This window comes from Mycolicibacterium thermoresistibile (assembly GCF_900187065.1).
Lineage (GTDB): Bacteria > Actinomycetota > Actinomycetes > Mycobacteriales > Mycobacteriaceae > Mycobacterium > Mycobacterium thermoresistibile.
On record NZ_LT906483.1, the window covers coordinates 1,202,614 to 1,217,043 of the forward strand.

Genomic DNA, 14,430 nt, shown 5'->3' on the forward strand with positions numbered 1-14,430 from the left:
GCCGGTACAGCGGCCGTCGATCGCTTTGGACTCACGCGAGCCCATAGACCGTCGCCCAGACCAATGACCGGGCCGGAAAGCAGCTTGTCACGGATGATGGGGGTATGACCACGCCGCTCACCTTGGAGAACATCGCCAAAGCGCCCAAGGCGCTGCTGCACGACCACCTCGACGGCGGGCTGCGGCCGGCCACGGTCATCGAACTGGCCGAGGAGACCGGCTACGACGATCTACCCACCACCGATGTCGACGAGCTGGCCGACTGGTTCCGCACCGCCGCGCACAGCGGGTCGCTGGAGCGCTACCTCGAACCGTTCGCCCACACCGTCGGGGTGTTGCAGACCCCCGAGGCGCTGCACCGGGTGGCGTACGAGTGCGTCGAGGATCTGGCCGCCGACAACGTGGTGTACGCCGAGGTGCGGTTCGCGCCCGAACTGCACATCGATGGTGGAATGTCGCTCGACGAGGTGGTCGAGGCGGTGCTGGCCGGTTTCGCCGAGGGGGAGAAGGCCGCCGCGGCGGAGGGCCGCACGATCATGGTGCGCTGCCTGGTCACCGCGATGCGTCACGCCGCCCGGTCCCGTGAGATCGCCGAACTGGCCATCCGGTACCGCGACGACGGCGTGGTCGGATTCGACATCGCGGGCGCCGAAGCGGGGCATCCGCCCACCCGGCACCTCGACGCGTTCGAGTTCATGCGGGGCAACAACGGCCGGTTCACCATCCATGCCGGCGAGGCGTTCGGGTTGCCGTCCATCCACGAGGCCATCGCGTTCTGCGGGGCCGACCGGCTGGGCCACGGGGTGCGCATCGTCGACGACATCGAGCAGCGGCCGGACGGCAGCTACCACCTGGGCCGGGTGGCGTCGATCGTGCGGGACAAACGGATCCCGCTGGAGATGTGCCCCACCTCGAATGTGCAGACCGGGGCGGTGCGCAGCCTGGCCGAGCATCCGTTCGACATCCTGGCGCGACTGCGGTTCCGGGTCACCGTCAACACCGACAACCGTCTGATGAGCGACACCTCGATGAGCCGGGAGATGATGCGGCTGGTCGAAACCTTCGGCTACGGCTGGAGCGACCTGCAGCGCTTCACCATCAACGCGATGAAGTCGGCCTTCATCCCGTTTCCGGATCGACTGACGCTCATCGACGACGTCATCAAACCGCGATACGCCGTCCTGATCGGCTGAAACACACAACACACGGAGGTATGAGACTTTGATCACCGGCAGCCATGTCATCCTGTACAGCCGCGACGCCGAGGCCGATCGTGCGTTCCTGCGTGAGGTGTTGAAGTTCGATCACGTCGACGCGGGCGACGGCTGGCTGATCTTCAGACTGCCGCCCGCGGAGGTCGCGGTGCACCCGACCGAGTCCGCCACCTCGCACGAGCTCTATCTGATGTGCGACGACATCGCCGCCATGGTCAGTGTGCTGACCGCCGCCGGGGTGGACTGCGCACCGGTCACCAACGAGGGCTGGGGGCTGCTGACCCGGTTCACCCTTCCCGGTGGCGCCGAGCTGGGCGTCTACGAGCCGCGCCACCCGCGCGCGAACGACGGCTGAGGGCCGCCACCCGGGGATCGCTACTCGGGCCGCAGCCGGGACTCGACGAACGCCTCCAGCTTCTCCCACTGCTGCACCGCCTCGGCGTACGAACCGCGCGGCTTGCGTACCTTGTCCGGGGTGAGCACGTGGCCGACGAACCGGCCCAGCGCCGTGTCCGGCTTCAGGGTGTTCTCGACGATCTTGTCCTCGGCGTACTCACCGACGTCGCGGAGCAGTTCGACGGCCAGCTCCAGCTGATCCCGGTCGACGGCGTCGGGGCCGTCGCCGATGTCGTCGGCCAGGCCGGACAGTACGTAGACGTTGTCGTCGGTGACGTCGATCTCCAGCGAACCGTCGGTGGCCGCGGTGCGGATGTCGTCGTAGGTCGCCAGATCCGACAGGTCGTGGTCGTGCTCGTCGGCCAGGTAGCGGGCCAGCGCCCGTTCGGAGCCGAACACGCTGATGCGGCCGTTGCGGCCGAGGAACACCGGGGCCTCGTCCAGGTAGCAGCGCAGCGTGAAGAACGAACCCGACCGGGTGAGGATCTGGACCGGGTCGATGCCGACCTTGAGCCAGAAGTCCTCGTCGCTGCCGAGCACCACGGACTGGGCCTGACCCGCCAGCGCCGATGCCTCCTCCGGCTCGGCGGCGCTGTCCGGGTCGGCGGCGGTGGCCTCCTCCAGGGCCGAGTCGACGTCCGCGTCGGCGTCCGGCTCGGGATCGGGCTCCTGCAGTTCGGCGGCCGCCTTCTCGGAAGCGGCGGCATCGACCGGCGGAATGGAGACGATCTCGTCGATCGCGTCGATGACGGTGTCCCAGCCGCGGGCGATGACATTCGAGATCTCCGCCCACCGTTTGCGTCCGGAACGGCCCTTGAAGGCCTCCACCCCGCCGCCGACCAGGCTCAGCACCGGGTTTCCGTTGAAGAACTTGGTGACCGCCGGCAGTTCGCACACCGAACCGATGGCCGACGCGATCGCCAGGGTCCGGCGCAGCGCGGCGACCGACTCCTCGGTGGGTTTCTCCGCGACCAGTTCCGGCACGCCGATCAGGTCGGCCTGACCGTCCTCGCCCGGGTTGAGCCGGTGCGCCGACCGCTCGGTGAGCTTCTGCCAGGCCGGGTGGTCGGTGAGGTCGTTGTCGTTGTCCGTCCGGACGAACGCGACCAGGTCCGCGACGGATTCGAAGGCGTACAGATCCTCGTCCTTGCCGAGGAACGCCTCCCACTCGTCGCCGGCGGCGCGCCAGCGCGGTGCCCACAGCGTGTAGAGGTCACCCTTGGTCAGACCGATCCGCAGCGGAACGATGTCAGCAGCCATGGCGCACAGCCTAACGACGCCGATGTGAGGCATTCGACAGGCGGCACCGAAAACCCACGTCGCGCCGCAGGGCTTTGCATCGCACACCGTCCGGACCGGCATAATTGAACAACAGTTGAGTTAACTTTCGGATCGATGTGGGTAACTTTCTCCCCTGACGAGAGGACCTGCAGGTGAGCGGAAGCAGTGTCGGCACCGAGCCGGCATTCGACGATTTCGCCGCCCGGGAGGCAGACCAGGTCAAGTTCGTGACCGCCTGCCCCGGCTGCGGCTACCCGACGTTCGGACCCGATCTGTGCGCGTACTGCCGACCGGCCGACCTGGGCTCCGGGCGGCCGCTCGGCCTGGTTCCGCCCCCTAATTGACCCCCAGCTGAGCGATCAGCTCCCTCACACTCCGGCACCGCCGCCGATGCAGATCCTGCACGGCGGCGGTGCTCGTTTCGACGATCAGATCTCCGACCCGGCCCGGATCCAGCCGAGCCGCCGCCGGGGTCAGGGTCAACCCGATGAGGCACCCGGTGTGGTCGACCTCGGCGGCGGCGTGGCCGCACGGCGACGCGGCGCGGCCGCGCACGGCCCCCAGCTCGTCGAGAGCGTCGTCGAGGATGGTCAACCGGGCGCGTGCCCGGGCCATCGCGGCGTCGAAGCGGCGCGCCTCCCCGAGGAGATGGGGCAGGCCGGAGACCGGACGGTCGGCTGTCATCGGTGAACCCGCCGGCACAGCGCGACGACGGTGGCGGCCACCGCGTCGGCGCCCCGGGCCAGCAGCGCGGGTGACACCTCGACGCGGACGGGACACCCGTCGGGCGACACCCACACCCTGGTGCGGCTGTTCGGATCGACCACTTCGACGGCGTCGGGGACGGGGCCGACGACGCCGGCCGTGCGGATTTCGGCCATACAGATTTCGACGTCGTGAACCGTCCGACGGATCCCGCCACGCTGAATGTCCTCGGGGGAGCGACGCGGGGAGGACGACATGGACGCGTACCGGAGGGTGCTGGTCGGCACCGACGGCTCGGAGACGTCGTTGCGTGCGGTGGACCGGGCGGCCGGTATGGCGGCCGCCACGGGCGCGACGCTGATCATCGCGACCGGCTATATCGGCCACGAGGATGATCTGCGCGCCGCCGATGTCCTCGGCGACGAGGGCTACATGGTGCGCGGGAAGGCGCCGTTCTACGGCATTCTGCGCGACGCGCACGCCCGGGCCCGCGCCGCCGGGGCGACCGATGTCGAGGAACGGTCCATCGAGGGCGCGCCGGTCCAGGCGCTGGTGAACCTGGCCGAGAAGGAGGAGGCCGACCTGTTGGTGGTCGGCGACGTGGGTCTGCACGCGCGCAACGCCATCCTGGCGCGGCTGTTCAGCGTCCCCGGCCAGGTGTCGATCCGGGCCGACACCGATGTGCTGATCGTGCACACCAGCGACTGATCATCCCGTCGGCCGCCAGAAACCCTGAAACCCCTGGCCGGCGTTGGTGGTTCGGATCGGGGACAGCTTCACCGGGTCACCGGCCTCGATCATCATCCCGTTCCCGACCACCATCGCCACATGACCGTCCCACACGGCCAGATCGCCGGGAAGCAGCGCACCCGCGTCGACGGCGGCGCCCACGTCCTGCTCCTGGGCCAGCCGCGGGAGCTGCAGTCCCGCCTGCTGATACGCCCACTGCGTCAGACCGCTGCAATCCAGCCCGACACCGGGGGTGGTGCCGCCCCACTGATAGGGCACACCCAGCTGGGTGAGGGCGTGCCGCACCGCGTCGGCGGCGACGGCGTTGGGCGCGGTCACCGTGCTGCCGTCGGGCAGCCGCACCGCCACCCCGACACCGAACGCCGCCGGATCCGCCGGCCGGGCCGCGCTGTCGGGACGGTCGGTGGCCAGACCGACCAGCTCGGCCAGGCCGCGTGCGGCGCCACCGCCCAGACCCGATCCGGCCGCTCCGCCGGGAGACACCGACGGCAGACCGCCGAGACCGGATCCCATACCGCCGAGAGGTGGGCTCCCGCCGGTGAACCCGGACGGGACGGTCCGGGCCGACGGCGGCGTGCCGGCCGGATCGGTCAGTGCGGTCGCATGCCGTGCCAGGTCGGTGTGCAGGTCGTCCACCACGCCGAGCGCCTCGGCCAGCGCCTGCCTGGCCTCGGCGATCAGTTCCGCGGCGACGCCCGGTTCGTCGAGGTGTGCTTCCAGGGCGCCGGCGCGGGCCTCGAACCGCTCGATGATCACCCGTAACCGGGCCGCGGCATCGGAGATCGCGACGGCGGCGGTGTCGGTGGTCGCGGCCAGCCGGGCGGCGGCGTCGGCCAGTGCGACCGCGATGCGGCCGGTGCCGGCCACGACGTCGGCCGCCTGCGCGGCGGCGGCGCCCTGCCAGTGCGGTTCGGTCTGCCGCCAGTCGGCCCGGACGGCGGCGGCCGTCTCGGTCAGCGCGTCCCGTGCGGCGGTGAGCACCGCAACCGGCGGCGAACCGGTTCCGCCCGGTCCGAGCAGCGTCTGCAGTTCCCGCAGCGGCGCCGTCAGCGCGGCGGTGAGCGGGCCCGGCATCCCGCTACCCCTCGAGGTCGGCCACCGGTGCGGTCAACCGGCGCCGGACGCGGATCTCGGCCCCGGTGTAGGCCCGGGCGGTGGTGTGCGCGGCGGCGGCGCCCGCGTCGACCCGCCGGGCGAGGACGGTCACGTCGGCCGCCTGCTGCGCCGCGGCGTCGGCCAGGGCCGCCAGAAACCTGGCGCCCACCGCGCCGAACACCGGTGCGGCGGCGGTCAGCGGCAGCATCGACACCGCCGCGGCGACGGCGTCGAGTTCGGCGGCCTGCCGGATACCGGCCCGGCCGAAGCGGTCGATGATCTGGGTGTCGGCGCGCATGCGAAGTACGACGGCGCGCCACGCGGATCGGTTCCCGGGAGGATCTGCGCCCGGCGGACGCCGCGGCTATAGGGTTTCGGCTCATGAAGGTGCGCATCGTCGATCACCCGCTCGCCGCGACCCGGTTGACCACCCTTCGCGACGCCCGGACCGACAACGCCACCTTCCGTGCCGCGTTGCGCGACCTCACCGTGATGCTGGTGTATGAAGCCACCCGCGACATCGCCACCGACACGATCCCGGTTCTCACCCCGCTCGCCGAGACGACCGGATGCCGATTGGCCAACCCGCCGCTGCTGGTCCCGGTGCTGCGCGCCGGGCTGGGCATGGTGGATCAGGCGCACGCCCTGATCCCGGAAGCCCAGGTCGGCTTCGTCGGGGTGGCGCGGGACGAGCAGACCCACCGGCCGGTGCCCTACCTGGAATCGCTTCCCGGGGATCTGAGCGACCGGCCGGTGTTGGTGCTCGACCCGATGCTGGCGACCGGCGGGTCCATGGTGCACACCCTCAAGCTGCTGCAGGAACGCAACGCCGTGGACATCACCGCGCTGTGCGTCGTCGCAGCGCCCGAGGGGTTGGCCGCGGTCGAGCAGGTCAGGCCGGATCTGCGGCTGTTCACCGCCGCCGTGGACGAGCGGCTCAACGAGATCGCGTTCATCGTGCCGGGTCTCGGCGACGCCGGTGATCGGCAGTTCGGGCCGCGTTAGGCGCCGAGACCGGCCCACCCGGCCCGGCTACCACTGATCGACGGTGGCGACCAGCTCGTCCTGCAACTCCCGGGCCCGGGCGCGGGCGATGTCGAGATCCTCGTCGTCATGGCAGGAGCGGCGAACCTCGAAGTAGAACTTCACCTTCGGCTCGGTGCCCGACGGCCGCACCACCACCCGCACCGCGGTGTCGGCGGTGCCGCCCTCGAAGATCAGCGCATCGGTGCGGCGGGCACCCTCGGCCCGTGCCAGATCGGTGACCGTCACCGGGAATCCGGTCAGTTCCGTCGGGGGCCGGCGGCGCAGCCGATCCAGCATCGCCGCGGCCTGATCCGGATCCTCGACCCGGCGGGACGACGCGGTCGTGGTGTGCACCCCGAACCGGCGGGCCAGGTCGTCGAGCGCATCGAGGACGGTGCGGCCCTGCGCGCGCAGCGCCGCCACCAGATCACAGCACAGCACCGCCGCGCTGATGCCGTCCTTGTCACGCACCGCCGACGGGTCCACACAGTGCCCGATCGCCTCCTCGTAGGCGTAGACCAGACTGCTGCCCGGCAGGTCGGCGTCGGCGCGGACCAGCCACTTGAACCCGGTCAGGGTCTCCACGTGCCGCGCTCCGTGCGCGTCGGCGATCGCGGCCAGCATCCGTGACGACACCACGGTGCTGGCCACCAAGGTCGATGTGGTCACCGGCCCGTCGTCGAGCTGCGCCAGGATGTAATCCCCGAGCAGCCAACCGGTTTCATCACCGGACAGCATCCGCCACCCGGTCGGGGTGGGAATGCCGACCGCGCACCGGTCGGCGTCCGGGTCCAGCGCGATGGCGATCTCGGCGTCCACCTCGGCGGCCAGTTTCAGCACCGCCTCGACGGCGGCCGGCTCCTCGGGGTTGGGGGACGGCACGGTCGGGAAGTCCGGGTCCGGGGCGAACTGGCTCTCCACCACGTGGACGTCGGTGCAGCCGGCCCGGACCAGCGCGTCCATCACGAACTCGCCACCCACCCCGTGCAGCGGTGTCAGCGCCACCCGCACCGGGTCGTGGGTGCGGCGCACGTGGGCCGCCCGCTCGACGTAGCGCTGAATCACGTCCACCCCCGACGGTTCGACCGGGCGGCGGGAGATCTCATCGGCATGCGGGGCGTCGGCCATCGCCTCCTCGATCTCCCGGTCGACCGGCGACACGATCGGCAGTCCGCCCTCGAAATAGACCTTGTAGCCGTTGTCGGTGGCCGGATTGTGCGAGGCGGTGATCTGGATGCCGGCCGCGGCGCGGTTGTGCCGCACCGCGAACGCCAACACCGGGGTGGGCACCGCGGTGAACATCAACGTCACCGAGAAACCTTCGGCAGCAAGCACTTCGGCTGCCGCCAGGGCGAACTCGTCGGAGTGGTGGCGGGCGTCGCGGCCGACGATCACCCCGGAGCCGGCGTGCCCGCGGGCCTTGAGCACCTGTGCCACCGCCCAGGTCGCCCGCAGCACCACCGCCAGGTTCATCCCGGCCGGGCCACCGCGCAGTGGGCCGCGCAACCCCGCGGTGCCGAACCGCAGCGGGCGGGCGAACCGCCGTTCGAGCTCCTCGGGGCTGCACGCCCGGAGCTCGGCGGCGGTCACGGGGTCGGGGTCGTGGGCGATCCAGTCCTGGACCGCCGATGACGTCCGCTGCGCAGTCATAGCGTCAGTGTGCCCGGTTTGACCCCGCCGTATGCCGATCCACCGGGTCACATCGCGGCGATCACCGTCGCCAGCAGGGCGCCCATCCGGGCGGCCGACTCGCGTCCGGCGGCGAGCACGTCGGCATGGCTCAGCGGCTCACCGGTCATCCCGGCGGCCAGGTTCGTCACCAGCGACAGGCCGAGCACCTGCGCCCCGGCGGCGCGCGCGGCGATGGTCTCGTGCACGGTCGACATGCCGACCAGGTCGGCGCCCAGCGTGCGCAGCATCCGGATCTCGGCGGGGGTCTCGTAGTGCGGTCCCGGCAGCCCGGCGTAGACCCCTTCGGCCAGCGACGGGTCGATGCCCAGCGCGATTCTGCGCAGCCGCGGCGAGTAGGCGTCGACCAGGTCGACGAACTGCGGGCCGACCAGCGGGGAGCGGGCGGTCAGGTTGAGGTGATCGCTGATCAGCACCGGTTGCCCGACGGTGAAGTCCTCCCGCAGTCCGCCGGCGGCGTTGGTGAGCACCACGGTGTGCACCCCGCTCGCGCAGGCGGCCCGCACCGGGTGCACGACATGGCTCAGGTCGTGCCCCTCGTAGGCATGGATCCGGCCGATCAGCACCAGCGCCCGGTGCTCGCCGATTCGCGTGCTCATCAGCTGTCCCCGGTGCCCGGCGGCGGTCGGTGGGGTGAAACCGGGCAGCTCGGCCATCGGCACCGTCGCGACCGGTTCGCCGAGCTCGGTGACGGCCGGCGCCCAGCCCGAGCCGAGCACCACCGCCACGTCGTGATGCGGCACCCCGGTGCGGTCCGCGATGGCGGCGGCGGCCTGTGTCGCCGCGGTGTCCGGATCGGTCACGGACGGCAGCCTAACCGGCAGTGAGATACTGCGGTAATGCCCACCGTCACCGCGTCCTCAGTTGTGGAAGACGCGGTCCGTCGGCGCCGGGGTGACCTGGTGGAACTGTCGCACGCCATCCATGCCGAACCGGAGCTGGCGTTCGCCGAACACCGCAGCTGCGCCAAGACGCAGGCGCTGGTCGCCGAGCGCGGGTTCGACATCACCGCCCGGGCCGGCGGGCTGGACACCGCATTCCGCGCCGATTACGGCAGCGGCGATCTGGTGGTGGGGATCTGCGCCGAATACGACGCCCTGCCCGGCATCGGGCACGCCTGCGGGCACAACATCATCGCCGCCTCCGCGGTCGGCGCCGCGTTGGCGTTGGCCGAGGTGGCCGAGGGTCTCGGGCTGACGGTGGCGCTGATCGGCACGCCGGCCGAGGAGGTCGGCGGCGGCAAGGCGCTGCTGCTGCGGGCCGGGGTGTTCGACGACGTCGCGGCCGCGGTGATGCTGCACCCCGGGCCGGTCGACATCGCCGCGGCCCGGTCGCTGGCGTTGTCGGAGGTCGCGGTCAGCTACACCGGCCGGGAGGCGCATGCCGCGGTCGCCCCGCACATGGGGGTGAACGCCGCGGACGCCGTCACCGTCGCGCAGGTCGCGATCGGCCTGCTGCGTCAGCACCTCGAGCCCGGACAGCAGGTGCACGGCATCGTCACCGACGGCGGGCAGGCGACCAATGTCATCCCCGCACATGCCGGAATGACCTACACGATGCGCGCCCCGCACGCGGCGGCACTGCGGGCTCTGGAACGGCGGATGGCCGACTGTTTCGCCGCCGGGGCGCTGGCCACCGGATGTTCGCACACGGTGACCGAGACGTCGCCGCCCTACGATGAGCTGGCGCCGGATCCGTGGCTGGCGGAGGTGTTCCGCACCGAGATGGTGCGGATGGGCCGGGCGCCGGTGCCCGCCGAGGTCGAGGCGACGATCCCGTTGGGCAGCACCGACATGGGCAATGTGACGCAGGTGATGCCCGGGATCCATCCGGTCGTCGGGATCGACTCCGGCGGCGCGGCCATCCATCAACCCGAATTCGCCGCGGCGGCGGTGAGCCCGAGCGCGGACCGGGCGGTGGTCGAGGGGGCGGTGATGCTGGCCCGCACGGTGGTGCGGTTGGCCGAGACCCCCGCCGAGCGGGACCGGGTGCTGCAGCGTCGGGAAGCGAGGCGGACGTCATGAGTGTGCTGCGGCATGCGGTGGCGCGCTGGCTGTCCCGGCATCAGGACGACCTGGTGGCGTGGCGCCGGCACATCCACGCCCACCCCGAGCTGGGCCGGCAGGAGTTCGCCACCACCCAGTTCGTCGCCGAACGGCTCGCCGACGCCGGGCTGAACCCCAAGGTGCTGCCCGGCGGCACCGGTCTGATCTGCGACCTCGGCCCCGACCACACCCCGCGGGTGGCGCTGCGCGCCGACATGGACGCGCTGCCGATGCCCGAACGCACCGGCGCACCGTATGCGTCGACGGTGCCCAACGTCGCCCACGCCTGCGGCCACGATGCGCACACCGCGATGCTGTTGGGCGCGGCGCTGGCGCTCAACACCGTGCCCGAACTCCCGATCGGGGTGCGGCTGATCTTCCAGGCCGCCGAGGAGCTCATGCCCGGCGGTGCGCTGGACGCGATCGCCGCCGGAGTGCTCAACGGGGTGTCGCGGATCTTCGCGCTGCACTGCGACCCCCGGCTGCAGGTCGGCCGGGTCGCCACCCGGCCCGGTCCGATCACCTCGGCCGCCGACCACGTCGAGGTCACGCTGCAGTCCAAGGGCGGCCACACCTCCCGCCCGCATCTGACCGGGGATCTGGTGTATGCGCTCGGCACGCTGATCACCGGTGTGCCCGGGGTGCTGTCGCGGCGGATCGATCCGCGCAACGGCACGGTGATGGTGTGGGGTGCGGTGAACGCGGGGGTGGCCGCCAACGCCATCCCGCAGACCGGCACCCTGGCCGGCACCATCCGCACCGCCAGCCGCAGCACCTGGTTGACGTTGGAAGCCATTGTCAGCGAGACGGTTTCGTCCCTGTTGGCGCCGTTGGGGGTGGAGCACAGCCTGCAGTACCGGCGTGGGGTCCCGCCGGTCGTCAACGAGGAACAGTCCACCCGGATTTTGACCCGCGCGATCGAGGCGGTCGGCCCGAACGTGCTCGCCGACACGCGGCAATCCGGTGGCGGGGAGGACTTCTCCTGGTACCTGGAGGAGGTCCCCGGCGCGATGGCCCGGCTCGGGGTGTGGAGTGGGCAGGGCCCGCAACTCGACCTGCATCAGCCGACGTTCGACCTCGACGAGCGGGCACTGCCGGTGGGGGTGCGGGTGTTCGTCAACCTCGTCGAACAGTGCGCCGCGTGACACCTGCGAGCGACCGTGTCTGCACTGCGACACGCCGCCATTGCCGGCATTTCGCGGTCGCTCGGCGAGGGGCACTGTCCCCAATCTGTGCTTCCTCCACAAAACGGCGTCCACCCGGTACCGGCCACCTGGGTCTGAACCGACGATGGCGGTCATGGCAGACGGCCTCGACGAGTTGTTCGACCGCCAGGGTGGAGTGGCCACCAGCGGGCAGATCCTCACCGTCATCACCAGGCGGGCCCTGGAATCCGCGGTCAACCGCGGTGCGCTGGAAAGGCTCTGGCACGGCATCTACTGCCGCGGCGAGGCCGACGACGGCTTGCGGCTGAGGGGGCTCGATCTGGCCTGCGGCCGGCCGGTGGCGGCCTGCCTGGGTACGGCCGCGGCGCTGCACGGGTTCGACACCGAGCAACCCGACGACCTGCACGTACTGAGTCCGCCCGGCAGTCGGCTGCGGTCGGCCGACGGGCTGGTGGTGCACCGCCGGGACGGGGCGCCGCTGACCATCGTGCGGGGCCGCCCGGCGACCACAGCGGCGTGGACGGCGGTGGAGGTGGCGCGCAGCCTGCGGCGCCCACGGGCGTTGGCGACCCTGGATGCCGCGTTGCGCAGCGGCACCTGCAGCCGTCCCGAGATCTGGCGGGCCGCGGTCGCGCAGGCCGGCCGACGCGGCATCGTCGCGGTCCGGGGTTTGATCGCGATCGCCGACGGGCGTGCCGAGTCGCCGATGGAGAGCGAGGCGCGGCTGGCCATGATCGACGGTGGCCTGCCGATCCCGGAGCTGCAGTACGAACTCCGCGACGGCGCCGGCCGGTTGCGGCGCGTGGACTTCGCCTGGCCGCGGCACCGGGTGGCCGTCGAGTACGACGGTGTGGACTGGCACAGCGGACCGGACGCGATGCGGCGGGACCGGGATCGCACCGCCGCGCTGATGGATGTCGGGTGGACCGTCATCGCCATCGTCCTCGAGGATGTGCGGTACCGCACGCGGGAGTTCGTCGGGCGTGTCGACGCGCAGTTGCGTCGCGCTCAAGCAGCGTGAGCGACCGCAAAATGCCGTAAGAGACGGCGTGTCGCCGTGCAGACACGGGCGCTCGCGGGGAGGAAACTAGGGACCGACGTTGCGGGACGGGCGGGTCCGCAGATCGTGGACGTATTCGGGTGGAGCACCGGCGATCTCGGCGGCGTCGGCCATCACCCCGAGATAGCGGGCCGACGGCAGCCCGCCCTCCCAGGCGTCGAGCACATACAGCCACGCCAGCACCGGACCGGTGTGGGTGTCCGACGAGATCGGGTGTATCCGGCATCGGATCTTCTTGTGGATCCCCAGTTCTGAACCCTCCCAGCGGTCCAGGTTCGCCTCGTCCTCCCTGGTGACGTCGTAGAGCACGACGAACACCCGCGAGGCGGGATCCTCCACCACGGTGGCGAGCGCGCCCTCCCAGCTGATGTCCTCGCCACCGAACGTCAACCGCCAGCCGTACAACCACCCGGTACCGGCCATCGGTGAATGTGGAGCACGTTGCAGCATCTGCTCCGGATGCATGTTCGACCCATAGGCGGCATAGAGCGGCACGGTTGAAAAGCCTAAGGCTTCGGGTGGTGGCTGGGCGGCCAACCTCCGCCTTGGATAGGTTTGAGGCGTGGCAACCCGCATCGTGATCATCGGCGGCGGGCCCGCCGGCTATGAGGCGGCGCTCGTCGCGGCCGCCAAAGGCACCGAGGTCGAGGTCACGATCGTCGACTCCGACGGCATCGGCGGGGCCTGTGTGCTGTGGGACTGTGTGCCGTCGAAGACGTTCATCGCCTCCACCGGGGTCCGCACCGAACTGCGCCGCGCCCCCAATCTCGGCTACCAGCTGGAGTTCGAGGACGCCAGGATCTCGCTGCGGCAGATCAACGAGCGGGTCAAGAGGCTCGCCAAGGCGCAGTCCGCCGACATCGCCGACCGGCTGCGCCGCGAAGGGGTGCGGCTGATCGCCGGTCGCGGGGAGCTGGTGGACGCGGCCAGGGGGATGGCCCAGCACCGGATCAAGGTCACCGGCAACGACGGTTCGGTCCGCGAACTGACCGCCGACGTGGTGCTCATCGCCACCGGCGGGACCCCGCGGGTGCTGCCCAACGCCGTCCCGGACGGCGAACGCATCCTGAACTGGCGCCAGCTTTACGACCTGGACACGCTGCCCGAACACCTGGTGGTGGTGGGGTCCGGGGTGACCGGCGCGGAGTTCGTCAACGCCTACACCGAACTCGGCGTCAAGGTCACGGTGGTGGCGAGCCGCGATCAGATCCTGCCCCACGAGGACTCCGACGCCGCCGCGGTGCTCGAGGACGTGTTCGCCGAGCGCGGCGTCACGCTGGTCAAGAACGCCCGGGCCGACTCGGTGAAACGGGAGAACGGTGGTGTCCGGGTCACCATGACCGACGGCCGGGAGGTCCAGGGCAGCCACGCCCTGATCACCGTCGGCTCGGTACCCAACACCGCCAACCTGGGATTGGAGCGGGTGGGCATCGAACTCGGGCCGGGCGGCTACCTGCCCGTCGACCGGGTGTCGCGCACCACCGTCCCCGGCATCTACGCGGCCGGTGACTGCACCGGCCTGCTGCCGCTGGCGTCGGTGGCGGCGATGCAGGGCCGCATCGCGATGTACCACGCGCTCGGTGAGGCGCTCAACCCGATCCGGCTGCGCACCGTCGCCGCCGCGGTGTTCACCCGCCCCGAGATCGCCGCGGTGGGGGTGCCGCAGGCCAAGATCGACGACGGCTCGGTCCCGGCGCGCACCATCATGTTGCCGCTGAACACCAACGCCCGGGCGAAGATGTCGAGCCTGCGGCGGGGCTTCGTCAAGATCTTCTGCCGCCCGATGACCGGGGTGGTCATCGGCGGTGTGGTGGTCGCCCCGATCGCCTCCGAGCTGATCCTGCCCATCGCGCTGGCGGTGCAGAACGGCAACACCGTCGCCGATCTGGCGCAGACGTTCTCGGTCTACCCGTCGCTGTCCGGGTCGATCACCGAGGCGGCCCGCCAACTGATCGCGCACGACGATCTGGACTAGCCCGGGTCCCGGCCAGCGCGGCGAGTCG

17 protein-coding genes are annotated in these 14,430 nt (G+C 71.4%); 9 read left to right on the top strand and 8 right to left on the bottom strand.

The genetic code is table 11. The features are described 5' to 3' along the window. Nucleotides 1–104: 104 nt before the first annotated feature. Entirely contained in the window at nt 105–1,193 is a 1,089-nt protein-coding gene (locus CKW28_RS05535) for an adenosine deaminase (protein WP_003923594.1), read from the top strand. Nucleotides 1,194–1,221: 28 nt separating this feature from the next. After that, a complete protein-coding gene (locus tag CKW28_RS05540) occupies nt 1,222–1,569 on the top strand; it encodes a VOC family protein (RefSeq protein WP_003923595.1) in 348 nt (115 codons plus the stop codon). Nucleotides 1,570–1,589: 20 nt separating this feature from the next. Here the strand turns inward: CKW28_RS05540 and satS are convergent, their stop codons facing one another. Further along, nucleotides 1,590–2,870 carry a protein export chaperone SatS gene (gene satS / locus CKW28_RS05545; RefSeq protein WP_003923596.1) on the bottom strand — a complete coding sequence of 427 codons (1,281 nt, stop codon included), beginning with the start codon at nt 2,868–2,870 and terminating at the stop codon, nt 1,590–1,592. 173 nt (nt 2,871–3,043) lie between these two features. Here satS and CKW28_RS05550 point away from each other — a divergent pair, with 173 nt between their 5' ends. After that, complete coding sequence (locus tag CKW28_RS05550) at nt 3,044–3,235, top strand: hypothetical protein (RefSeq protein WP_003923597.1); 192 nt, start codon at nt 3,044–3,046, stop codon at nt 3,233–3,235. Here the strand turns inward: CKW28_RS05550 and CKW28_RS05555 are convergent. Then, complete coding sequence (locus CKW28_RS05555) at nt 3,228–3,575, bottom strand: hypothetical protein (protein WP_003923598.1); 348 nt, start codon at nt 3,573–3,575, stop codon at nt 3,228–3,230. The two genes, CKW28_RS05550 and CKW28_RS05555, sit on opposite strands and share 8 nt — an antisense overlap. After that, nucleotides 3,572–3,772 (bottom strand): hypothetical protein, encoded by a 201-nt coding sequence (locus CKW28_RS05560; protein WP_003923599.1) that lies wholly within the window; start codon nt 3,770–3,772, stop codon nt 3,572–3,574. Before CKW28_RS05560 ends, CKW28_RS05555 begins: the two co-directional genes overlap by 4 nt. Nucleotides 3,773–3,851: 79 nt before the next feature. Between CKW28_RS05560 and CKW28_RS05565 the strand changes: the two genes are divergently transcribed. Then, the gene (locus tag CKW28_RS05565; protein ID WP_003923600.1) at nt 3,852–4,304 is read left to right on the top strand and encodes a universal stress protein; all 453 of its coding nucleotides are present in this window, start codon (nt 3,852–3,854) and stop codon (nt 4,302–4,304) included. Here the strand turns inward: CKW28_RS05565 and CKW28_RS05570 are convergent, their stop codons facing one another. Both CKW28_RS05570 and CKW28_RS05575 read right to left on the bottom strand, forming a co-directional pair. Then, nucleotides 4,305–5,420 carry a C40 family peptidase gene (locus tag CKW28_RS05570; protein ID WP_061252283.1) on the bottom strand — a complete coding sequence of 372 codons (1,116 nt, stop codon included), beginning with the start codon at nt 5,418–5,420 and terminating at the stop codon, nt 4,305–4,307. It lies immediately after the preceding gene. A 4-nt stretch (nt 5,421–5,424) separates the two neighbouring features. After that, nucleotides 5,425–5,739: a hypothetical protein gene (locus tag CKW28_RS05575; RefSeq protein WP_061252284.1), complete on the bottom strand. Its 315-nt coding sequence runs from the start codon at nt 5,737–5,739 to the stop codon at nt 5,425–5,427. 83 nt (nt 5,740–5,822) lie between these two features. Here CKW28_RS05575 and upp point away from each other — a divergent pair, with 83 nt between their 5' ends. Beyond that, nucleotides 5,823–6,446, top strand: a complete 624-nt coding sequence (upp, locus tag CKW28_RS05580) for a uracil phosphoribosyltransferase (RefSeq protein ID WP_003923603.1) — start codon at nt 5,823–5,825, stop codon at nt 6,444–6,446. A 27-nt stretch (nt 6,447–6,473) separates the two neighbouring features. Here the strand turns inward: upp and CKW28_RS05585 are convergent, their stop codons facing one another. Together CKW28_RS05585 and CKW28_RS05590 are read right to left on the bottom strand one after the other, a co-directional pair. Then, nucleotides 6,474–8,117 (bottom strand): phospho-sugar mutase, encoded by a 1,644-nt coding sequence (locus CKW28_RS05585; protein ID WP_003923604.1) that lies wholly within the window; start codon nt 8,115–8,117, stop codon nt 6,474–6,476. Nucleotides 8,118–8,164: 47 nt separating this feature from the next. After that, on the bottom strand, nt 8,165–8,959 hold the full coding sequence (locus CKW28_RS05590; RefSeq protein ID WP_003923605.1) for a purine-nucleoside phosphorylase: 795 nt from the start codon (nt 8,957–8,959) through the stop codon (nt 8,165–8,167). Nucleotides 8,960–8,995: 36 nt separating this feature from the next. On the opposite strand from CKW28_RS05590, the gene CKW28_RS05595 reads away from it, so the two are divergent. The 3 genes from CKW28_RS05595 to CKW28_RS05605 all read left to right on the top strand — a co-directional run bounded on the left by CKW28_RS05595 (nt 8,996) and on the right by CKW28_RS05605 (nt 12,388). Beyond that, the gene (locus CKW28_RS05595) at nt 8,996–10,180 is read left to right on the top strand and encodes a M20 family metallopeptidase (RefSeq protein ID WP_003923606.1); all 1,185 of its coding nucleotides are present in this window, start codon (nt 8,996–8,998) and stop codon (nt 10,178–10,180) included. Then, nucleotides 10,177–11,346, top strand: coding sequence for a M20 family metallopeptidase (locus tag CKW28_RS05600; protein ID WP_003923607.1), 1,170 nt, complete (start codon nt 10,177–10,179; stop codon nt 11,344–11,346). The genes CKW28_RS05595 and CKW28_RS05600 overlap by 4 nt, the downstream gene beginning before the upstream one ends. A gap of 154 nt (nt 11,347–11,500) precedes the next feature. Continuing rightward, nucleotides 11,501–12,388: a type IV toxin-antitoxin system AbiEi family antitoxin domain-containing protein gene (locus tag CKW28_RS05605; protein WP_003923608.1), complete on the top strand. Its 888-nt coding sequence runs from the start codon at nt 11,501–11,503 to the stop codon at nt 12,386–12,388. A 66-nt stretch (nt 12,389–12,454) separates the two neighbouring features. Here CKW28_RS05605 and CKW28_RS05610 read toward each other — a convergent pair whose 3' ends face one another. After that, a complete protein-coding gene (locus CKW28_RS05610) occupies nt 12,455–12,922 on the bottom strand; it encodes a gamma-glutamylcyclotransferase family protein (RefSeq protein ID WP_003923609.1) in 468 nt (155 codons plus the stop codon). 67 nt (nt 12,923–12,989) lie between these two features. On the opposite strand from CKW28_RS05610, the gene CKW28_RS05615 reads away from it, so the two are divergent. Continuing rightward, complete coding sequence (locus CKW28_RS05615; RefSeq protein WP_003923610.1) at nt 12,990–14,402, top strand: NAD(P)H-quinone dehydrogenase; 1,413 nt, start codon at nt 12,990–12,992, stop codon at nt 14,400–14,402. Nucleotides 14,403–14,430: the final 28 nt, after the last annotated feature.